We start from the raw sequence: 22,755 nt of genomic DNA, 5'->3' as shown, positions 1-22,755 counted from the left end.
ACCCCTCACTGCTGTCTCAAGCAGCGAGGGCGCGAACTATACGGATTACTGTGCTTCTGTGCAAGACTTTTTTTCGGCTGTTGCACAGCCCTCTTTTTTTGGGGGAGTTATGAGGCCGCATCCGACCTCCCGACGATCACACTCCGTGTTAGTTCGCACTCCCGCATAACAATACTAAGGTCAGCGAGGAGAATCCCAAGCGGAATTATTTGAGACTAGCGCTGCTCCTTATCTTTCGCTTTCACGCTGTCACTTTCTACCGCCCCACTTGCCGGCTTGGGATGAAGAAGGCCCCATAACCACATAGACGGACCCGATAAGGTGTAGAGCACAGCCAGGGTCAGCAATACTCCAGCAGGGTCAATAGTCACCAGGCTGAAAATAAGAATTACAGCCAACATCATTACAAAAGGCACCCTGCCCTTGAAATCGAGCCCCTTAAAGCTCGTGTAGTGGAAATTGGAAACCATCAACAAACCGGCAGCTGCAGTCACAAGCGCCGCAATAATTGCCAGCGCAGGGCCGACCTCAACATCGTGACCAGACCAGACCATACTGGCTACGATAGCTGCGGCGGTGGGGCTGGCAAGGCCAATAAATACCCCTTTATCTACGGTATCCACCTGGGTATTAAAGCGGGCCAGACGCAGGGCGGCACAAGCCGCGTATAAAAAAGCAATTGCCCAGCCAAACTTCCCCAGGGTTTTCAACGCCCAGCTAAACGCAACCAGTGCCGGCGCCAAACCAAAAGACACCATGTCGGAAAGGGAGTCGTATTGCACACCAAAGGCGCTCTGGGTATCAGTTAGGCGCGCTACACGCCCATCCAGGCCGTCAAGTACCATAGCGACAAAAATGGCGATGGCCGCAGCTTCAAAATTACCATCCATTCCAGCGACAATTGCGTAAAAGCCACTAAAAAGTGCACCGGTGGTAATCAGGTTAGGTAGCAGATAAACGCCACGGGCACGAACTTTTTTACCGTTTGCCGCAACCTCTTCCTCAATATGCTCATCGACAGGTAGACGAATTTCTTCGCCCGCTGCATTCATTGAGTCCGCGGGTTTCTTTTCATCCCCTTGAAGGCTCATAGATTCTCCGTTAATGCATTTTGCAGCCAGCGAGTGTACGCCATTGCCAAGTGCGCGCACAGGGCAAAAAAAAACGGCGGGTATCCCCGCCGTTTTTTCTGTGATGTATCGATCAGTTATTGCCTTCAGTCCGATCGATAATCTTGTTTGCCTTAATCCAGGGCATCATTGCACGCAATTTGGCACCTACCTGTTCAATTTCATGTTCAGAACCAATTCGGCGCTCAGCTTTCAGTCGTGGCTGCCCAGCTAGAGATTCAAGCATAAAGTCTTTAGCAAACTTGCCGGTCTGAATATCTTTCAGCACACGCTTCATTTCAGCCTTGGTTTCGTCAGTTACGATGCGTGGACCAGTTACATAATCACCATACTCAGCGGTATTCGAAATAGAATAGCGCATGTCCGCTATTCCGCCCTGATACATCAGGTCAACGATCAACTTGAGTTCATGCAGGCATTCAAAATAGGCCATTTCAGGCGCATAACCCGCTTCAACCAGAGTTTCAAAACCTGCAGTTACCAAAGCAGAAACACCTCCACAGAGCACAGCCTGTTCACCAAACAGATCCGTTTCGGTCTCCTCGCGGAAGTTGGTTTCAATAATCCCTGAGCGGCCACCACCATTTGCAGACGCATAGGAAAGGGCGAGCTCTTTGGCTTTACCCGATGCATCCTGATATACAGCAATTAAGGTCGGAACGCCGCCGCCTTCAAGATAGGTAGAACGCACGGTGTGGCCCGGGCCCTTGGGGGCAACCATAATTACATCGACATCCGCCGGCGGTTCAATGAGTTCAAAATGCACATTAAAACCGTGCGCAAAAGCGAGAGCGGCACCCGACTTAAGGTTTGGAGCCACTTGCTCTTTATAGATGTTGGCCTGGTACTCATCCGGTGCCAGAATCATAACCACGTCTGCATCTCTAACCGCATCTGCCACTTCAGCTACACGCAGCCCGGCACTTTCTGCCTTAGCCCAAGAACCGGAACCCGCACGCAGACCTACAACTACATTGGTCACGCCGGAATCCTGAAGATTATTGGCGTGAGCGTGGCCCTGGGAACCATAACCGATAATCGCTACATTTTTTTCGCGAATTAAAGAGAGATCACAATCTTTATCGTAATAAACATGCATTGCTAAATTCCTGTTTCCTGCCATCTATACACTTAAAACTTTTTCACCCCGGGCGATTCCGGATACTCCTGAGCGGACAACTTCCATAATCGTGTGCTCGCCAAGTGCCTGAAGAAATGCATCGAGCTTTTCACTGGTACCGGCCACCTGTACGGTGTACATATTGCTGGTGACGTCCACAATCTGGCCGCGGAAGATATCCACACTGCGCTTTACCTCATCGCGCTGGGCGCCATTCGCACGCACCTTCACCATCAGTAATTCACGCTCAATGTGAGACCCCTCCGTCAGGTCCACCAGTTTCACCACATCAATCAACTTGTTCAGGTTTTTGGTTATCTGCTCAATCTTGTGATCATCACCAATGGTCACCATGGTAAGGCGCGATAGGGTGGCATCTTCTGTCGGTGCCACCGTTAGGCTTTCAATGTTGTAGCCACGTTGGGAAAACAGCCCTACTACACGAGACAAGGCGCCCGGTTCATTTTCCATCAGTACCGAAATAATTCTTCGCATTTCCCTGCCCCCTAGGTCCGCTCGGTTTTGCTCAGCCACATGTCACGCATAGAGCCGTTTGGCATGACCTGCATCGGGTACACGTGCTCAGATGGGTCGACATAGACATCGATAAATACCGTGCGATTTTTTTCTGCAAAAGCTTCCTGCAGTTTTCCATGCAGTTCATCTCGGTGCTCAATCTTGACCCCGAGGTGACCGTAAGCTTCGGCAAGCTTTACAAAGTCCGGAAGAGATTCCTCGTAGACGCTGTTGGAGAGGCGTCCCTCGTACTGCATTTCCTGCCACTGCTTCACCATGCCGAGGGCCTGGTTGTTAAGGCAGAGGATTTTGACCGGTAAATGGTATTGAGTAGCGGTGGACAGCTCCTGGATACACATCTGGATACTGCCCTCCCCTGTTACGCACACTACCTCTTTATCCGGGTGGGCAATTTTCACCCCCAGAGCTGCGGGCAAACCAAAACCCATGGTGCCGAGACCACCGGAATTAATCCATCGGCGCGGCTTATCGAAGTGATAATACTGGGCAGCAAACATCTGGTGCTGGCCTACATCCGAGGTAACGTAAGCATCGCCCTCGGTAATATCGTATACCGCGCGAATTACGTCTTGCGGCATAATCAGTGCACCGTCGGTTTGGTAACGCGGCGCCGTGTAGAGACCGTGACGCTCACGCCAATCGTCGATCTGGCGCCACCAGTCCACTATTGCCGACTGGTCCGGTTGCTCATCGCCAGATTTAAGGGTGTCCAGCATCTCGGACAGCACCGATTGCACAGTGCCAACAATAGGAATATCGGCAACGATGGTCTTTGAAATGGAGGCCGGATCAACATCGATATGAATAATCTTGGCACCGGGGCAGAATTTACTCGGGGTATTGGTGACGCGATCATCGAAGCGCGCTCCCACCGCCAGGATCACATCTGCATGGTGCATAGCGGTATTGGCTTCAAAAGTGCCGTGCATTCCCAGCATGCCCAGGAAGCGCTTATCACTACCTGGGTAAGCTCCCAGCCCCATCAATGTGTTGGTCACGGGAAAATTCAATCGACGGGCCAATTCAGTAAGCAGCTCCGAACCCCCGCCCTGAACTACGCCACCACCGGCATAGATCACCGGTCGACGCGCCGACAACAGCAGCGCCACCGCTTTGCGTATCTGCCCACCATGTCCTTTGCCTGCCGGGGTATAGGAGCGCATGCGCAACTTTTCAGGATACTGATAAGGGTATCGTTCTGCCGGATTAGTCACATCCTTGGGCACATCAACCACGACGGGGCCAGGGCGACCTGTATTGGCAATATAAAAGGCCTTCTTGATAATTTCGGGAATGTTTTCAGCGTTCTTAACCAGGAAACTATGTTTCACAATCGGACGCGAACAGCCGACCATATCAGTCTCCTGAAACGCATCTTCGCCGATCTTGTCAGATGTTACCTGACCTGAAATCACCACCATGGGAATTGAATCCATATAGGCGGTCGCAATCCCGGTGATCGCATTGGTTGCACCCGGACCAGAAGTCACAAGTACCACACCCACCTTGCCTGTCGAGCGGGCGTAGCCATCCGCGGCATGAGTCGCACCCTGCTCGTGGCGCACCAGAATGTGCTTTATCGACTTCTGCCTGAAAATAGCATCATATATATGCAGTGCCGAGCCGCCTGGGTAGCCGAAAATCAGATCTACCCCTTCATCCTGCAGCGCGCGAACCAACATATCGCCGCCGGAAAGTAATTCCACTTGAGTCTCCTCAGTTTTCTTGCTTGGTAGGACAGACATCACCAAGAAGCCATGAATCCACCATATAACGAGAATGCTAAATGGCGATTATAAAAGAAAATGGTGACAAATATCAGCCTGTTGCGTGTTTGCATGCCGATTTTTAGGATGAAATCATCGCGCACAGCAAAACACCCAGCCGAAACCAGACACAACCGTGTCCAAGTTGCAGGCTAGCAGGCCTCCAGGGGTAGGGAGAGCCTCTCGACGGAAATGTGATGGAAGGGTAATCCACCTGAAAATCAGCGTCTGGACCGCGAGTCTGCGGTGACTACTACTCGCCGAGGAAACTTTCGATTGTGCCAACTGCTCCCTTGCTGTCAATAGGCGTGACTGAAAGTGTTAAGAGGGTTGCAGGAAAAACCCCTGACGCAGTTACAATGTGGCCAGTAAGGAAAGATAAGACCAAGAGGGGTACTCCAATGCGCATCGCTCTCGCAATGCTAATTTCCAGCCTGGCGCTAACAGCACAGGCCAGCGGCATCTACAAATGGGTGGACGAAAATGGGGTCGTGCATTTCGGCGAGCAGCCACCTAGCAGTACCGAAGTAGAGGTAATCAAGAAACCTAAATCAGAGCGTTACAAGCAGTGGGAAGCGGAGCAACAAGCGACCCGAGCTGCGAAAGAAGCAAAAACCACCAAACCTGCAATTGAAACTCAGCCTCAAGGCCAGCCCACTCCTCAACAACCTTCAGAAGTAGACGAACAGGTTGCCCGTGCCCAAGCAGCCGCACGCGCGCAACGCTGTCAAAATTCGCAGGATAACTTAAAGGCGCTGACCAGCCATGCACGCGTTAGGGAAGTCGACGAGAACGGCAATCACCGCGTGCTCGGTGAGGATGAGAGGCAGCAACGTATTAACCAAGAACAAAAGAGCATTCGCGAGAACTGCTAATTCCCGCGAATAATTGCCGCTACAGCTCTTTATAGGGAGTATCGTTGAACTGCTCCAGGCTGTAACGTTCGGTGTAGTATCCTGGCTCGAAAAGCCTTTCCGTTCGAGGCACTGTGACTCTGGAAATACTTAACTGCTTCACGAGGTAGGGGCCATCCTGATCGGCATCGCGGATCATGAGGCCATAAAAGTCGAAGGGTATCCAGTGGCGTCCTGGAGGAAGCTGCAGGGCGTTCTGGGTTGTGCCAATAGATGACTGCTCATCATTATAAAGGGAGGCGCGGAAATAAAAGCGGCCCTGCTCAAGGATTTCCACCTCAGCCTCGATAAGCAGATTGCCCTCGGAGGTCAATGAATCCCTTAGGTTCCCGGTATAGCTCCCGGTATCCTCCGACAGGGTAAAAGCGGCTGCATCACGCAGACCATCAATATCCGTATCCACAATGATTTTGTAGATGCCAGCTGGCAGAGGCTGCCCCTGATAGGAGCCAGCCTCCATTTCCACCTCGTAAATTAAATCACCATTTGTATCGCTAAATGTCAGGGTTCCCACTACCTGCTGATCGTCCAGAACCATTAGCGCGGTCAGATCTGCGGGCACCTTAGCCCCGTCGCTGTCAGTCTGAAAGGCATAAGCTCTCAGCACTTCACCATAGGAATAGAATTTTCTTTCAGTCCACAGTGTTAATGCATCACCATTGTCACTATGAGTGGTGCGCTGATCTGGCGCATGGGTCTGGGTGATTGGATCCTGAGAGGGGTTCTTGATAGCGCGGTTCTCCGGTGGGTAACGGTGGAACTTTGCTAGATCAGATAGCAGGGACTGATGTAATTCAGTTTTTACTGGACGCGCCTGAATTTCTTGCCAAACTTTGATGGACTCATCATCAACCAGCTCTTCCTTTTCCACCTGAGACTCTTTTATCTCCACCTGTTTAGGAAGGGACGGAAAAACTGTTTTAGCTTCAGCAGCAACCGCGGTGGGCAGGTCCCCACTATTCCCCACTCGCCAGAAAAAAATGGCAGCGGCAATAAATAGGACACTGACAACTAAGGCTGTACGCCTCTTGTTACGTTGTTTACTGCTGACGGACATCTACTCGCTCCTGACAAATATTTATTGAGTACAAGCTGCGATACGACCGGCACTATTTTTACCCACACCACAATCCAGGCCATCGGGGATACCATCGTAGCCTGGAGACATGATACCGCCATTGCGCTGGGCGTCATGGTCAACATGAATGCTGGCGAGGTTATAGGAGCGCGCAGTACCTTTGTTGTCGTTATTGCATGAGAAAGTCGCACTACCATAGGCAATACCCATAAAGGTGTCGTATTGCTTCAGGTTGGACCAGAGATTACGTTTACCAGAGCCAGCGCAGTTCATCTGCGAAGCAAGGTTAATATAACCATCATCTTCACCATTTAGCAGGGCTGAGGAAGCACTCTCTACGCCTGGGAAAGTGGCGTAGCCACCAATCGTATAAACAGGTGCTCCCAGATTAGTACCCACGTAGTTACGCACTGTATAGACGTCATTGGTCTGCATATAGCGTACTGCAGAACACTCCCTGCCTAGGAAAAGATCATTGATAACATCGTCATACCAGGAGCCATTACAAATACGATCCACACCCTCAGTGCCGGTGATCGCACCTCCGGTGGTGAAAATCGCCGCTACACCACTAATCGCAGTGTCGAAATCAACTTCAATCGCATTACTATCACTGAGTCCGGCCACTCGTACTTCTTCAGTCACCTTTTTACAGCTGGTGCTGCCATACCAGGTGGTCGAGCATTTTTTAACCTCTTGCATCTCAGTGTTGGTATCGTACTGCTTATAAGCACGGTTGTAGTAAGGAGAGCCCACCACAGCATTCCCGGCTATATACATCATTTGTGCAGCGCCCTGGCTATGGGAAACAATCCAGAAAGTATCATTGGCAGCACATTGGTTACCGTGCTCGAAGCGATCACCTTCCCCATTACGTATCTGAATAATTTGCCGGGCAATTTCCCCGGAAGTCTGATCGTGCCAATAAGGCAATTCACCTTCATCGGTGGAATTGTAGCCTACCACACCGTAATTACCGCCATTCGCTACCAGCTGGTCTATAAAACTGCTGTTTTTATACTCGTCAAAGTAGGTTTCACTCCAATAGTCCAGTGCTGGCTGCACTAAACTCCCATCAGCTTTGACGCTGGTTGTGTGCCCTTCAACTCCATGTCCGTGGACCAGGATATAGCAGTTCTCAGCTACCGCTGAAGAAGCGCCCATCATCGCAGCGAAAAAAACAGACAGGCCTGCGCCCAGTCGTTTAGACAGTGTCATTGTTATTAGCCTTTATAATTTTATAAGTAGAAATTTATGACTGCAGGGTTTCGTGAATTTTTCTCTACTTTTCGCTGCAGACCCCTGCACGTTAGCCGCAGACGCTGGGCTGGTAATAGGATTAATGGCGCCAGAAGATGACCAAGCACGCCACCTGACGCGACCGACTCGTCATATTCCGCATTTTTATTTTCGTTGTTTAGGACGCCTTTGCTATGATCCTGCCAACGCCACCCGGACGGCAAAGAGTCATGAGAGACCAAAATAAAAATAAGTCCGGCCATGCCGGCGTGCCCAAAATATTTGCCCCCTACTTTGTAGTCGCTGCCGCCAGGCTCGGAATTCCAACCGAGACCCTGATCAAGCGCCTGCCATTTGCATTCAGTTGGAATCCTCGCGAAAGCGAGCGGCTCAGCTATAGCGAATTCAATGCCCTAGTGAATAACCTGGTAGCGCTTTCTCCAGTCTCCTCACCGGGACTCAGCTTTAGCCGATTTCCAATCATTCTGTGGCTTGAAGAAACCATCATTGAGGCACAGCCATCTCTACGGCGCCCGCGGGAAATTCTGCGTCCCGCCGAAATTGTGCTGTCACAAACCCTGGCCCCCCTACTGCGTTTTGAAACACGAACAGAAACAGATTCAGAAATTCTTACCCTGAACTGGCGCCAAGAGTTATTCAGTGATTCTGTAAATGCATTTATCGCAGAAATGTTGATGACCCGCGCTGTGGAGTTATTACGCACCTTGAACCCCCAGTTCGCTGAAGTTCGCGGTGTAAAACTGCGCAGGACAAAACCAGAAGACGACACTATCTATACCCGTATTTTCCAATGCCCGGTCGAATTCGGCAGCAGTGAAAACTCCATTATCCTGGGACCTCAAACCCTGGACTTTCCTATTCCCAGCTACCACAAGCTACTACGCAGCCAGAGCCGCAATATTTTGAAAACCGTATTACACAGTACTTTGTCGAGCTACAACCTAGCTGCGAGCCTGCGTTCCTGGCTGGAAAAACACCTGCTGAGCGAAGAGATCACGATCAAGCAAGCCGCCGCCCATTTCCGTACCAGCGGTCGTACCCTGCAGCGGAGATTGCGTGAACAGGGGGTAACTTTTCAACAGCTAAAAGATAGTGTCACTCTAGCTCTCACCAAGCGCCTGTTGTTATCCAGCAGCGAATCAGTAGAGAGCATTGCAGTTAAACTGCACTTTGCCGAACGTGCAGTATTTACCCGGTTTTTTAAAAAGCACGAAGGTGTTACTCCCAGCGAGTTCAGGCGCAGTAATACTTCAGGGGACACGCTTAATGCGTGAAACCATTTATCGAGCTACCCTTTAATAACTCCAACAGCCTCCGCCTTTGCTCGATAATCCCGCCCCAGATAAAGGTACATGGCTGGTACCACAAATAGGGTAAATAGAGTACCGATAGTCATTCCGGTCGCGACTACTAACCCCATTGCAAAGCGGGCTCCTCCACCTGGGCCTGAAGCAATTAATAGGGGAACCATAGCTAGAACCAATGATGCCGTAGTCATCAATACCGGCCGCAGTCGAATAGAGGTAGCCTCTTCAATAGCCGTACGCTTGTCCATCCCCCCCATCTGTAATTTATTGGCAAATTCCACAATTAATATACCGTGCTTGGAAATAACCCCGATCAAAGTGACCAAGCCCACCTGAGTATAAATATTCAATGTAGTAAGTCCCAGGCTGACAAAGATCATTGCCCCACAAACACTCATAGGCACAGTAACCAACATAATCAGTGGGTCACGCCAGGACTCAAATTGTGCTGCCAATACCAGATAAATAACAACGAGTGCAAAGAAAAAAGTCACTACTAAGTCCGAGCCCTCTGTCTTAAATTGACGGGACTGGCCCGAGTAATCCACCGAATACTCCTCTGGTAATATTTCCTGAGCAGCGTTATCCAAAACCGATAAAGCCTCCCCCAGGGTGACCCCCGGGCGTGGCACTCCGGAAATAGTCACAGCATTGAGCTGCTGAAAACGTTTTAGCTGCTGTGGCTCTACTGTTTCCTTAAGGCGGACCAGTGTACTAACCGGAACCAGGTCACCATTAACCGCCCGGATATAATACTGCCCCAGCTGTTCTGCAGTGAGACGATCAATCCGCTCCACCTGAGGAATTACTTTATAACTGCGATTATCCAAGGAAAAGCGATTGATATAGGCACCTGATAACATGGCCCCCAGATCGCGCCCAAGGTCCACCATTTCTACACCCATAGTGGCAGCCTTATCCCTGTCTATTTCAACCACAATCTTTGGTTTATCTATCTTCAGGTCTGAATCGAGAAAAATAAATTTTCTGCTTTCGAGAGCTTGCGTCATTATCTCGCTGGCAACAGACGCAAGGTTTTCCATTGGCTCAGTGGCACCAATCACGAATTCCACCGGTAATTGCCCCCCCGCAGTGGGCAAGCTCGGCGGCACTACAACAGCAACTTTCAAGCCCGCAATTTGCGCTACATCCTTACTAATCAGTTCCTGCATCTGCTCAGTATCTTTATCGCGCTTTTCCCATGAACCAAGTACAAACCCCGCAGTGGCATTATTGACTCCGCTACTAAAAGTGCCGGCCCCATTAAGCAGAAAAATATTCTCGACCTCACTGTAACTCTCGGCAATATCCACCAATTCCCCACTGAATTGCTCTACATAATCCAGAGTTGCATAGGCATCGGCAGTGGAAATAGTGAGCACAAGACCACGATCCTCTGTTGGCTCCAATTCTCGCGGTGAAGTAACGAATAGAAAGTAACAGCTTGCCAAAACAATTAAGCCAAATACCAAAATCACTCCGCGTTCTTCCAGAGAGTTATGCAAACGCTTTTCAAATCCTTTTTGTAAATGCCCAAATTGTCGCTCTAACCAAGCTTCCAAGCGAGTCCCACCTCCATCCCTGGGCTTTAATATTCTCGAAGCCATCATTGGTGATAGTGTGAGTGCCACAACTCCAGACAAAAGCACGGCACCGGCAAGGGAAAAAGCAAATTCAATAAATAGAGTGCCAGTCAGCCCTCCAAGAAAACCTATAGGGATATAAACAGCAATCAGCGTGGTGGTCATAGCAACTACTGGCCAGGCCAGTTCACGTGCGCCAACGATAGCCGCCTCCCTTGGCGATAATCCCTCCTCTATATGCCGGTGGACATTTTCTAGAACGATAATGGCATCATCCACCACTATTCCTATAGCCAGAACCATACTGAGAAGCGTCAATAAGTTGATGGAAAAACCCATCAACAACATGAGAAACATTGCTCCTACCAAGGATAGGGGCAGAGCCACAGCTGGAATCAAAACACTGCGTAAGGAACCAAGAAACAAATAGATCACCACGATAACAATGATGACAGCCTCAATGATGGTCTCCACCACTTCAGTAATCGAATCCTGAATATACTCCGTGCTGTCATAGGGAATTTCTCCTAGCATCCCCTCCGGCAGTTGCGGAAAAATCTCACCTTCAAGCTTCTTTCTAACTCGCTTAATAACATCAAGAGTGTTTGCATTGGGCGCAACCTCCACTGCAATAAAGGTGGCCGACTGCCCGTTAAAGGTCACCGAACTGTCATAGGATTCTGCACCTAATTCTATTTCTGCCACGTCCCCAAGGCGCACCAGCTGGTCACCGGATGCACGTACCACCAACTGACGAAAGTCTATTTGTTTGGCTATATCCGTATCCGCTCGAATTTCCATGGCAACCCGCGAACCCTTAGTCGCACCCACTGCAGAGAGAACATTGTTATCCCGCAAGGCATTGGCAATATCTGCCGGGGTTACCTCAAGTGCTGCCATTTCCCTGGGTTTTAGCCAGGCGCGCATGGCAAAGGTGCTATCACCGAGTAATCTAGCACGCTGCACCCCGGCAATAGTGGCCAGCTTTGGCTGCACTACCCGAGTCAAATAATCGGTGATCTGGTTATTGGCAAGAATATTTGAAGAAAATGACAGATACATTGCCGCCGTAGTTTCCCCCTGCTGCATCTCCACACTGGAGTCTTCCGACTCATCAGGGAGATCGCTACGCAGTTTGTTCACCTTGGCAACTATCTGGGTCAAAACCTCATTAGGGTCAAAATCAAAGCGCACATAGGCATTGATGGTAGAAAGCCCCTGCACACTGGTAGACACCATATAGTCAATGCCATCTGCAGTGGCAATTTCCTGCTCCAAGGGCGTGGTGATAAACCCCTGGACTAGGTCGGAATCAGCACCCACATATACGGTAGTCACTGTGATGACCGCATTTTCCAGTTTGGGGTATTGGCGCACATTCAACTCGGCAATTGAACGCAACCCCAACAGAAAAATAAATAGACTGACCACACAAGCCAGTACCGGTTTACGAATAAAAATCTCAGTAAAATTCACCGCTGCTCTCGGAGGGAATCAACTGTTGCCAGGTTTTGGATGTAAATTTTCCGGCGGTTTATTTTCGTTGTTAATATTGGCCCGTTTACCATTGCGAAGTTTTAGCAAACCACTACTAGCGATAATATCTCCCTCTTGAAGTCCCTGCACAATTTCCACCATATCTCCGCGCTCCTCACCCGTCTTCACAAAGCGCTTATTCGCGATTAACTCTCCGCTTGCATCATCTTTTTCCAAAACAAAAACTGACACCCCATAAGGTGCAAAAACCAAAGATGTTCGGGGTACGGCCAAAACCCGTCGACTCGCATCAATTTCTACTGAGACTTGGGCAAACATGCCCGGGCGCAAGTGTTTTTTTGGATTGTCTAGGGTTGCCTGAATAAGGAAATTGCGACTGGCATTATCTACGCGAGGGTCAACAGCGGTGATTTTCCCACGATAGGTATTACCGGGGAATGCATCTGTAGTCAGGTAAATCGGCAACCCCGCCTTAACCATTGAATATTTTTGCTCTGGCAGAGAAAAGTCCACAAAGATAGGATTCAGCTGTTGCAGGGAAACTACCGCCTCACCGGGACTGACATTTTCACCCAAGTCGATACGGCGAATACCGAGCACACCACTGAAAGGTGCCACCACACGGCGCTGATCAACCCTAGCTCGCTGTACTTGAATATTGGCAATTACCTGATCCAAAGTACTCTGAGCACTATCCAGATCTGCTTCAGTAGTAACTCCACGCTTGGTTAAGGTTTTAATACGGACATAATTGCGCCGTGCAAGACGTAACTCTGCATCCAGCACCTGTAACTGAGCTTTTTCCGGTTCAGCAAAAATTTCTACCAGAAGATCTCCACCATGCACAAATTGTCCTGACTTAAAATGAATGGCGCTGACGACACCCTCAGCCTCAGTAGTGACTTCGACGCCATTTACCGCGCGAACTGTTCCAACTCCACTCAGATCCTCACGCCAGTTCTGGATTTGTGCAGTGGCGGAGGTGACGGTAGCCACCGGTAGAGACATGGTGTCGAGAAACTGATTCATCATGTAGCGGCCAAAAAACTTATAAGCAAAAATACCGCCAAACAATAGTAAGCATCCCAGCAGCATTAATACCATGCGTTTACTGATAATGTACCCCCGATCACTCAACAGAAAATGCCATAGATCGATGAGTCAGGAGAATTCAGGCGAGAACAACCCCGATCTTTATCGGACCACAAAGTTTAGTTTATAAAGAAAATACGATAAGTGCCGCTAGGCCCTCGCCTCATGGCACGCGAAAACAGCCTAAGAGAATTTAAAGAGGAGAAAAGACGTCAGGCTGCACGGTAAGTATGTGGCGCCAGCTATCGCTGGCGCCATCGCGATCAAATAACTAATGAAAGACGGCCTTATCACCCTCAACATCAGCGTGAATGGTAGCACCGGGCGCAAATTTTCCAGCCAATACATCCTGTGCCAGGGGATTTTCCAGCCACATCTGGATAGCTCGCTTGAGTGGACGCGCACCGTAAACCGGGTCAAAACCAACTTCCGCCAGTTTATCCAGTAGCGCCTCGGATACCTCCAGCTTCAAGTCACGCTCGCTGAGGCGGCGACATAGTTGCCTCAGCTGAATCTCCGCAATAGAACGTACTTCCCCTTTGTCGAGAGGGTGGAAAACCACAACCTCATCGATACGGTTGATGAACTCTGGACGGAAATGATTGCTAACCACCTCCATCACTGCATTTTTCATCTGGCGATAGCGAATCTCCGCATCTAGGTCGTCGCCATTTTCAGCCGTTGCATACTTCTGTATTAGGTCAGAACCCAGGTTGGAGGTCATCACCACCACAGTGTTGCGAAAATCCACAGTGCGGCCCTGACCATCGGTCAGGCGACCATCATCAAGGACCTGAAGAAGAATATTAAATACATCCGGATGAGCCTTCTCCACCTCGTCTAGCAGAACCACCGAATAAGGCTTGCGACGCACCGCCTCGGTTAAATAACCGCCCTCTTCATAGCCAACATAACCTGGAGGCGCACCAATCAAGCGTGCGACGGAGTGTTTCTCCATAAACTCCGACATATCAATCCGCACCATCGCATCCTCTGTATCGAATAGAAATTGCGCCAGCGCTTTACAGAGTTCGGTTTTACCCACCCCGGTAGGCCCTAAGAACAAGAAGGAACCATTCGGGCGATTGGGATCCGCCAAGCCCGCGCGGGATCGGCGAACCGCATTGGCGACAGCATCTACCGCTTCAGCTTGTCCAATAACCCGTTTATGCAGCGCATCCTCCATGCGCAACAGTTTTTCCCGTTCGCCCTCCAGCATTTTCGAAACTGGAATACCTGTCCAGCGTGAAACCACTTCAGCCACTTCTTCATCGGTAACCCGGTTGCGTAGCAGGCGCGGCTCTTCTGCTGCCTCATGGGTAGCAGCAGACTTTAGCTGTTGTTCAAGTTGTGGAATCACGCCGTACTGCAATTCCGACATACGCGTTAAATCACCGGCACGTCGTGCAGACTCCATATCCAGCTTGGCCTGCTCTAGCTTTTCTTTAAGGTCGTGACTACCTGCGAGCTGGGCTTTTTCCGCTTTCCACACCTCCTCCAAGTCGGAGTATTCTTTCTCCAGTTGAAGAATTTCTTCCTCCAGCTTTGCCAGGCGCTTTTTAGTGGCCTCATCGCCCTTGTCTTTTTTGACCGCCTCACGCTCAATCTTAAGCTGGATCAGACGGCGCTCAAGCTTATCCATCGCCTCCGGCTTGGAATCAATTTCCATACGTATACGACTTGCCGCTTCATCTATTAAATCGATCGCCTTGTCTGGTAACTGGCGATCGGTGATATAGCGCTGGGATAATTTGGTCGCGGCAATAATTGCAGAGTCAGTAATATCGACACCATGATGCACCTCATAGCGTTCTTTCAGGCCACGAAGAATTGCAATGGTATCTTCCTCTGTAGGCTCATCCACCAATACTTTCTGGAAACGGCGCTCAAGCGCCGCATCTTTTTCAATGTATTGACGGTATTCATCCAGGGTGGTGGCGCCGACACAATGCAGCTCACCACGAGCCAGTGCCGGCTTGAGCATATTACCGGCATCCATGGCGCCCTCTGCCTTTCCAGCGCCAACCATGGTGTGCAACTCATCAATAAATAAAATAATACGCCCTTCCTGCTTGGATAGCTCATTCAGGACGGCCTTGAGGCGTTCCTCAAACTCCCCGCGAAATTTGGCTCCCGCAAGCAGTGCACCCAAGTCCAGGGAAAGCAGGCGCTTGTCCTTCAGGCCCTCCGGTACTTCGCCATTTACAATACGCTGTGCAAGCCCCTCCACAATGGCCGTTTTCCCTACTCCAGGCTCACCAATCAATACCGGGTTGTTCTTGGTGCGGCGCTGTAACACCTGGATAGTTCGACGAATTTCATCATCGCGCCCAATTACTGGATCAAGCTTGCCAGCCAGTGCACGCTCCGTCAGGTCGAGAGTATATTTATCCAGCGCTTGGCGCGCCTCCTCCGCATTGGGATCATCCACTTTTTCATCGCCGCGCACTTTCTGAATCGCCGCCTCTAACTGTTTCTTGTCGCCATTAGCATTGAGAATTTTAGAAATTTCCCCTGCAGCGGAGTCGAAAGCTGCAAGTAAGACCGTTTCACTGGATATAAATGTATCGCCATTTTGTTGCGCCTTTTTATCGGTTAGGTTCATCAGGCGCATCAGTTCCTGAGACATGCCCACATCCCCAGTTGGGGAGCTGATAGTTGGCAGATTATCCAGTCTCTTGGCCAAGTCATTGCGCAGGCCATTTAAGTTAAAACCGGCCTGGGATAAAAATGCCGGGACACTGCCATTATTCTGGTTGAGTAGTGCAAGAATTAAATGTTCCGGATAAATCTGGTTGTGGTCCCGTCCCACAGCCATGGATTGTGCATCAGCAAAAGCTGCTTGCAGTGGGTTTGTCATCCGATCAATTCGCATGAATACAACCTCTCCTACTTAGGGATCTTATATAGCTTTGCGTCAATAACGCCAGGTTGGCGTTACGCATTCAGTGTAGTGTTGGCTATTAAAATAGGGGCGAGGGAAAGGTTTTCAATGATTTAAATCAAACAGCAAGAAGTTTCGATTCATTTCCTAAGGGGGAGTAATTATTTCTTTGTAAGCTCGGCATTTGTCAGTCGGTATCCCTTGAAAAGAACCAAGCGCACCCTCATATTAGCCAGCCCAATAATTAGCTGCACCTTAGGTTATGAGCAGCATTAATTATCCGCCAGCCAGATTAGTGAGGCCATACGCCCGGTAGTCTTCTCCCTACGATAGGAATAGAAGTATTCAGGTTCTTTCACCGTGCAGCGCTCACCACCGTAGATATGCCCGACACCAAGCCCCTTTAGCTCAGCCCGAGCCAAACCATAAATATCCGCAAGAAAATGTAATGGCTTTTTTACATGAGGTTGAAAGCAGCGGGCAATAGCCTCGGTATGCTCACCACCCTGGGCATTTTCAAAAAAGGCCTCCAGGACATCCACCCCAGTCTCAAAGGCCTCAGGACCAATCGCAGGCCCCAGCCACACCAATAGCTCTGCGGGGTCGCAATCCAAGGCAGTTATCGTATTGCGTAAAATGCCTCCAGCCAGCCCGCGCCAACCTGCATGGGCCGCTGCCACTCGGGTGCCTGCTTTGTCACAGATAAGTACGGGAAGGCAGTCGGCGGTGAGCACCGCACAAACAATTTCACTTTTCAGGCTAAAGCTGGCATCGGCAGTCCGCACAAGCCCATCCCCCTGAGCATCTACCACCCTGTCGCTGTGGATTTGTTCAAGCCATTGTGGTTCACCCGGCAACTCCAGCTGATCACACAGTAGCCCGCGGTTAGCCAAAACTGCTGACTCACTGTCACCAACATGCGCTGCAAGATTAAAAGAGGTATGGGGCCCCGAACTATACCCACCTGATCGCAAGGTAGAGAATGCTCTCACCCTGGCAGGGGCCGGCCATACTGGACTCAGGTAATGATCACTGGACATGGTATATCTGCTCTGCCTGGGCAATAGGAGCCGAACTCTAAGGCCCCGACTCCTGTTCTAGTGGAAGTTTGTGCTGCTACTGACCTAGTAAGTATTCTGTTCAAGTAGGTCGAGTAGGGCCAGCATATCCTCAGGCATAGAGGCGCGCCAGTGCATTTCCTCACCCGACTGGGGATGGATGAGTGCGAGCTCCGCCGCGTGCAGGGCCTGTCGGGGAAAGCCCTGTAAGGCGCCAATCAGCTCAGTGGGCGCCTCTGGTGGCAACTTTGGCCTACCCCCATATAGCGGGTCACCCACCAGTGGGTGACGAATATGAGCCATATGCACCCGGATTTGATGGGTGCGTCCAGTTTCCAGCTTGCAACGCAATAGTGTATGCACCCGGAAACGTTGCTGAATTTGGTAATGGGTAATGGCCTCCTTGCCACCAAAGTCCAGCACAGCCATTTTCAGGCGGTTTTGCCGGTGGCGTCCTATTGCAGCATCGACACGCCCCGCACCGGTAATTATTCCTTGCACCAAAGCATCATATTGACGACTGACCGTTCTTTGTTTTAGCTGGTCTACAAGGCTAGCTTGCGCCAACAGGGTCTTGGCCACGACCATCAAGCCACTAGTGTCCTTGTCGAGACGATGCACGATCCCCGCCCGGGGAATCCTCTCCTGAGAGGGACAGTGATGCAAAAGACCGTTTAACAGGGTGCCATCGGGATTTCCGGCAGCCGGATGTACTACCATCCCTGCAGGCTTATTGATGACCATAAGGCTGTCATCTTCATAAACAATGCTCAGATCCATGGGTTCGGCGCTCCAGGCGCCTTGAACCTCAAGTTCAGCGTGAAGACTAAGCCGCTCACCGCCAAATAGCTTATCCTTGGGCTTGGCAGGGGCACCATTTACGGTGAGTTGACCGCCCTTAATCCAAGATTGCAAACGCGCACGGGAGTAATCGGGAATTAATTCGGCTGCTATCTGGTCTAATCTTCGACCAGCCAAATTGGCCGGAACTTCAATATCGAGGTTTAGGTGGTCATTCATTAAACAATTGCAAATACTTTGGGCAGCACCGCGACTGTGGTTAAATGTCCGACGCGCCAGATTAATCTTGGCGGGTAGTTTAATAAGGTAGAGTGTAAGAATGATAGAGCGAAGGGCTATGCAGACCTGGAAAATGCTGTGGCTGGCCTTGGTGTCCGCAATATTGGTTGCCTGCGCCAGCACTGACGACTCAGAAGAGGGCTTGCCTAGCGGCAACCGTACAGAGCAGGCCTTCTACGAGGCAGCGCAGCGGCAGCTGCGCACCAGCCAGTGGGACCTGGCGATCAAGAACCTGCGCGCCCTGGAAGATAACTTCCCTTTCGGCAACTATGCGGAACAGGCCCAGTTGGAGCTAATCTACGCCTACTACCGCAATTATGAGAACGATGCGGCTATCGCCGCCGCAGATCGCTTTATCCGCCTTCATCCCCAGCATCGCAATGTCGATTACGCCTACTATATGAAGGGGCTATCTTCCTTTACCGAGGGCACCGGACTGTTCGAGCGCTTTATGCCGACAGACCTGACCAATCGCGACCCCGGCTCTGCACGTGAGTCCTTCGCCTATTTCTCACAGCTGATGGCCCGTTATCCGGAGAGCCGCTACGCCGCAGATGCGCAAAAACGCATGATCCATCTGCGCAATCTGCTGGCTCGCTATGAAATCCATGTAGCCAACTATTATTTCAAGCGTGGAGCCTACCTCGCAGCCGCCAACCGCGGCCGCTATGTAGTGGAAAACTTCCAGCAGACCCCTGCGGTACCGGACGCCCTTGCGGTGATGGTACAGGGGTATAACCTCATGGAGATGCCGGAGTTAGAGGCCAACGCCTTGAGCGTTATGCGCAACAACTACCCAGATCACCCAGCCTTTAATGAAGATGGCTCCTTTAACTACAACTTCTACAAGGGTGCTAGTGGCCGTAGCTTGGTGCATCGGGTAACCCTGGGCCTTTTCGAGAAATCAGACCCAGAGGGCTTTGATAGCCGCGAAATGTACAACCCCGAATACAATCGTGGAGAGGCCCCCCTACCTCCAGAGCTGCTGTAGGTATGCTCCACAACTAAGAACGGCGCCAATCGGCGCCGTTTTACTTTCTAAAACAAGTTATTCGCCGGCCTTCCAGCCATTCGTGATTGGATAGCGACGATCCCGCCCAAAGCCTCGCTCCGAGATCCGTACCCCCACAGCAGCCTGACGGCGCTTGTACTCATTGCGTGCTACAAGGCGCACAACCCGCTCAACTTCACTCCGTTGGAAACCACGACGGATGATTTCCTCAGCACTCAAATCCTGATCGACATACAGATTGAGAATCTGATCCAGGACTTCATAAGGAGGTAGGCTGTCTGAGTCTATCTGATCTGGTGCCAGCTCTGCACTGGGTGGGCGCGTGATCACTGTCTCTGGTATCACCTCTGATACCGTATTTCGATAGCGAGAAAGCTCAAATACCAGCACCTTGGGCACGTCTTTAAGGGCATTAAAGCCCCCAACCATATCGCCATACAGCGTCGCATACCCAACGGCCATCTCACTCTTATTGCCGGTAGTCAGCACCATGGCCCCCTTCTTATTGGAAATGGCCATCAGCAGCACACCGCGGGAGCGAGCCTGCAGGTTTTCCTCCGTGGTATCTCTCTCACTACCGGCAAACTCTTCCGATAAAGCCCCCATAAACGCGTCAAAAATAAGCTCAATACCGATCTCTCGGTAATGCACCCCAAGGCGCTGGGCCTGATCGGCAGCATCATTCTTACTGAGATCAGAAGTGTAATGGAAAGGCATCATAACCGCTTCCACTCGCTCTTTACCTAAGGCATCCACTGCCACCGCCAGAGTCAGCGCTGAATCAATCCCCCCCGAGAGCCCCAGTACCACGCCATTAAAGCCATTTTTATTGACGTAATCCCGCACTCCAAGTACCAAGGCCTGATAGACTGCTGCCAGATCATCCAGGGGGGGGGCATTATCTCCTGGTAGTAATGTAACCCTTCCACTTTGTTCGGAGACCGACACCGGCAATAGCTGCTCCGCAAACTCCTCAGCCCTGGCGCAGACTTCTCCCCGACAATCTATAGCTATTGAGCCACCATCAAACACCAGTTCATCCTGGCCACCGCACCAGTTCACGTATACGATTGGGACCTGCGCCACACGCGCCTGTTTGGAAAGCAACTCCAAGCGTTGCTGGGCTTTGCCACGATGAAAAGGAGACGCATTGATATTCAGCATCACTTTTGCACCTGCCTCAACAGCCTGCTGAATCGGTTCAGGGTGCCAAATATCCTCACAGATACTGACCCCAACAGGTATACCCTCAATTTCAACGACACATGGCTTATCGCCCTTGGTGAAATAGCGTTTCTCATCAAATACTTGGTAGTTGGGTAACTTTTGCTTGGCATATTCCGCAACAATTTCGCCCTGACTAACCAGGCCCGCCATATTAAATATCTTTCCATCCCGGTATCGCGGATAACCTACCAAGATGGCACAGGGCAGCTGGGCCGTTTTCAGTTGTTCCAGCGCAGCCTCAATGCGTATCTGCATGCTGGGGCGCAGAAGTAAATCCTCTGGTGAATAGCCGCATAAGGTCAGCTCCGGAAATAGGACCAGATCGGCCCCAAGCTCTCGATGAGCCTTACGTGCCACCTCAATCACATTTGCGGTGTTGCCGGGAATATCCCCTACGAGAGAATTGATTTGTGCCAGCACTAGCTGCAAAGTAGACATTATTAAACCTCGGACAATACAGGCCGCCATTGTAACCTCTGTAGCGGAGCAACAGCAGCGGCTCAACACAACAACAATACCGGGAAATCACTTTGAGTAGTCCCTCCTCCGTCAGCAATACTCTCACCCTCCAGCACCATGAGCTATTGCGTATCTGCGCTATTTATCGCCTGGCAATTGCACTTGTGCTGCTGGGGGTTTTCTACTCTGATATTGGCGCCGGAGCGCTGGGTGCTCATCTGCCAGGCCTATTTCTTTACACAATAGCGATCTACACCCTTCTCAACTTCAGCTGGCTGGTCTTCTTACGTCAGAAAGCCTATCAAGTAGGGGTCGGTCAGATTGAGATGATCCTTGGCTGCGATATCCTGGTATTTTTGTTGCTCATCGAGGCCAGTGGCGGTCTCAGCTCCGGTCTCGGTTATCTACTACTCGTTAATTGCTCCATCGGTTCTATTCTTCTCGACCGTCGAATGAGCGCCTTCTTCGCCGCAATCGCCAGCCTAGGGGTATTGGGTTTACAACTCTACAACCTAATGTCCGGGCAAGGCACAACCAAAGATATTGTCGCCGCGGGAGGCCTCGGCATACTGCTTTTTGCGACTGTTAGCGCACTCCAATATCTCTCCGCGCGTATACGCAGTGCGAATCTGCGCGCTGATCAGCAAAGCCGACAAGCAGCACACCTGCAACGGCTGGCACAACAGATTATCGAACGCATGGGGACAGGGGTACTGGTGATGGGCCCCACCAGCCAACCCGAACTTATTAACAGGGCTGCACGTCAACTTTTGGGCTGCCACCTACATTCAGAGAAGGAAAAATCTGATGCATTACGCCAAGCGATCCGAGACTGGCGTAACAATGGCAGTACCAGTAGCACTTTACTGCAGTCAGAAACTGGTAATGAAGTACAACTCAATTTTACCAACCTTCAGCATGACAGCGGTTGCAGTACGCTGGTATTCGTTGAAGACAATCGCAAATTGGCCGAGGCTGCCCAAAAACTCAAACTCGCTTCTCTAGGACACCTTACAGCTTCTATCGCTCACGAGGTGCGCAACCCTCTCTCCGCCATCAGCCATGCAGCACAGTTGCTATCAGAGTCCCCACAATTGCGCGAAGAGGATCATTACCTGACCGACATCATTTGCCGGCAAAGTCAGCGAGTAAACCAAATCATCGAAAATGTAATGCAGCTATCACGCAGGCAAGCAGGGGCACCGCAAGAACATAACTTGGCTACCTGGTTGCAACAGTTTATCCAGGACTTTAGTGCCGGTACCAAAAGTGGAGACCAAGTACAGCTGGAGCTTCCTGAGCAAGCACTTTCAGCGCGGTTTGACGCGGCTCAACTTACTCAGGTGATGACCAACCTCACAGATAATGCCCTTCACCACTCCCAAATAGCCACCGGCAAGCGATTCGCAGTAGTCAGTGCTCAATACAACCAAGAACGTGCCTGTACCCAAATAGATGTTAAGGACAGTGGCCCAGGTGTGCCCGAAGAACATAAATCAAAGATTTACGAGCCATTCTTCACCAACGGTAGTGGTGGTAGTGGACTAGGACTATATATTGCGAAAGAACTGTGTGAGACAAATAAGGCGAGCTTGTATCATTGCCGCAGCGATGACGACAAGAGCTGCTTTAGAGTTGAATTTGCTCACTAAATAAGTGTGACTTGATCTTACTCAGAATTTTTTCCCAAAGTTTCGACGATTATTCGCAAAGAATTTCTGCCATAATCAGAACCGGCGCCCTTGCCTCTA

The 22,755-nt window shown here is 50.7% G+C and carries 16 protein-coding genes; 4 read left to right on the top strand and 12 right to left on the bottom strand.

Going from position 1 to position 22,755, the window contains the following annotated elements; all coding sequences use genetic code 11:
- Positions 1–215 precede the first annotated feature (215 nt).
- The 4 genes from pssA to ACJJJB_RS22130 all read right to left on the bottom strand — a co-directional run bounded on the left by pssA (position 216) and on the right by ACJJJB_RS22130 (position 4,493).
- Positions 216–1,091, bottom strand: a complete 876-nt coding sequence (pssA, locus tag ACJJJB_RS22145) for a CDP-diacylglycerol--serine O-phosphatidyltransferase (protein ID WP_020411466.1) — start codon at positions 1,089–1,091, stop codon at positions 216–218.
- A gap of 112 nt (positions 1,092–1,203) precedes the next feature.
- Positions 1,204–2,229: a ketol-acid reductoisomerase gene (ilvC, locus tag ACJJJB_RS22140; RefSeq protein ID WP_282951706.1), complete on the bottom strand. Its 1,026-nt coding sequence runs from the start codon at positions 2,227–2,229 to the stop codon at positions 1,204–1,206.
- A 24-nt stretch (positions 2,230–2,253) separates the two neighbouring features.
- Positions 2,254–2,745 carry an acetolactate synthase small subunit gene (ilvN, locus tag ACJJJB_RS22135; RefSeq protein WP_020411464.1) on the bottom strand — a complete coding sequence of 164 codons (492 nt, stop codon included), beginning with the start codon at positions 2,743–2,745 and terminating at the stop codon, positions 2,254–2,256.
- Between the two features lie 11 nt (positions 2,746–2,756).
- A complete protein-coding gene (locus ACJJJB_RS22130; protein WP_282951707.1) occupies positions 2,757–4,493 on the bottom strand; it encodes an acetolactate synthase 3 large subunit in 1,737 nt (578 codons plus the stop codon).
- Positions 4,494–4,831: 338 nt separating this feature from the next.
- Between ACJJJB_RS22130 and ACJJJB_RS22125 the strand changes: the two genes are divergently transcribed.
- A complete protein-coding gene (locus ACJJJB_RS22125; protein ID WP_282951708.1) occupies positions 4,832–5,428 on the top strand; it encodes a DUF4124 domain-containing protein in 597 nt (198 codons plus the stop codon).
- A 19-nt stretch (positions 5,429–5,447) separates the two neighbouring features.
- On the opposite strand, the gene ACJJJB_RS22120 is transcribed toward ACJJJB_RS22125, so the two are convergent.
- Both ACJJJB_RS22120 and ACJJJB_RS22115 read right to left on the bottom strand, forming a co-directional pair.
- On the bottom strand, positions 5,448–6,524 hold the full coding sequence (locus ACJJJB_RS22120; protein WP_282951709.1) for a hypothetical protein: 1,077 nt from the start codon (positions 6,522–6,524) through the stop codon (positions 5,448–5,450).
- 21 nt (positions 6,525–6,545) lie between these two features.
- Positions 6,546–7,763 (bottom strand): hypothetical protein, encoded by a 1,218-nt coding sequence (locus ACJJJB_RS22115; RefSeq protein ID WP_020411460.1) that lies wholly within the window; start codon positions 7,761–7,763, stop codon positions 6,546–6,548.
- Between the two features lie 251 nt (positions 7,764–8,014).
- On the opposite strand from ACJJJB_RS22115, the gene ACJJJB_RS22110 reads away from it, so the two are divergent.
- Entirely contained in the window at positions 8,015–9,079 is a 1,065-nt protein-coding gene (locus ACJJJB_RS22110) for an AraC family transcriptional regulator (protein ID WP_444902267.1), read from the top strand.
- Positions 9,080–9,093: 14 nt separating this feature from the next.
- Here the strand turns inward: ACJJJB_RS22110 and ACJJJB_RS22105 are convergent, their stop codons facing one another.
- The 5 genes from ACJJJB_RS22105 to rluD all read right to left on the bottom strand — a co-directional run bounded on the left by ACJJJB_RS22105 (position 9,094) and on the right by rluD (position 18,246).
- Positions 9,094–12,171, bottom strand: coding sequence for an efflux RND transporter permease subunit (locus ACJJJB_RS22105; RefSeq protein ID WP_020411458.1), 3,078 nt, complete (start codon positions 12,169–12,171; stop codon positions 9,094–9,096).
- 18 nt (positions 12,172–12,189) lie between these two features.
- Complete coding sequence (locus tag ACJJJB_RS22100) at positions 12,190–13,329, bottom strand: efflux RND transporter periplasmic adaptor subunit (RefSeq protein ID WP_245556641.1); 1,140 nt, start codon at positions 13,327–13,329, stop codon at positions 12,190–12,192.
- Between the two features lie 226 nt (positions 13,330–13,555).
- On the bottom strand, positions 13,556–16,159 hold the full coding sequence (gene clpB, locus ACJJJB_RS22095; RefSeq protein ID WP_020411456.1) for an ATP-dependent chaperone ClpB: 2,604 nt from the start codon (positions 16,157–16,159) through the stop codon (positions 13,556–13,558).
- Between the two features lie 281 nt (positions 16,160–16,440).
- Positions 16,441–17,208, bottom strand: a complete 768-nt coding sequence (gene pgeF / locus ACJJJB_RS22090; RefSeq protein ID WP_020411455.1) for a peptidoglycan editing factor PgeF — start codon at positions 17,206–17,208, stop codon at positions 16,441–16,443.
- 84 nt (positions 17,209–17,292) lie between these two features.
- Positions 17,293–18,246, bottom strand: a complete 954-nt coding sequence (rluD, locus tag ACJJJB_RS22085; RefSeq protein ID WP_020411454.1) for a 23S rRNA pseudouridine(1911/1915/1917) synthase RluD — start codon at positions 18,244–18,246, stop codon at positions 17,293–17,295.
- A 100-nt stretch (positions 18,247–18,346) separates the two neighbouring features.
- On the opposite strand from rluD, the gene ACJJJB_RS22080 reads away from it, so the two are divergent.
- Entirely contained in the window at positions 18,347–19,297 is a 951-nt protein-coding gene (locus ACJJJB_RS22080; RefSeq protein WP_051089458.1) for an outer membrane protein assembly factor BamD, read from the top strand.
- Between the two features lie 57 nt (positions 19,298–19,354).
- Here the strand turns inward: ACJJJB_RS22080 and ACJJJB_RS22075 are convergent, their stop codons facing one another.
- Positions 19,355–20,983, bottom strand: coding sequence for an NAD+ synthase (locus tag ACJJJB_RS22075; protein ID WP_445365492.1), 1,629 nt, complete (start codon positions 20,981–20,983; stop codon positions 19,355–19,357).
- 92 nt (positions 20,984–21,075) lie between these two features.
- Between ACJJJB_RS22075 and ACJJJB_RS22070 the strand changes: the two genes are divergently transcribed.
- The gene (locus ACJJJB_RS22070; protein ID WP_020411451.1) at positions 21,076–22,656 is read left to right on the top strand and encodes a two-component system sensor histidine kinase NtrB; all 1,581 of its coding nucleotides are present in this window, start codon (positions 21,076–21,078) and stop codon (positions 22,654–22,656) included.
- Positions 22,657–22,755: the final 99 nt, after the last annotated feature.

Source organism: Microbulbifer variabilis (genome assembly GCF_052468405.1).
Note: the sequence above shows the minus strand (reverse complement) of the source record. Positions and strands in the feature narration are given on the sequence as shown.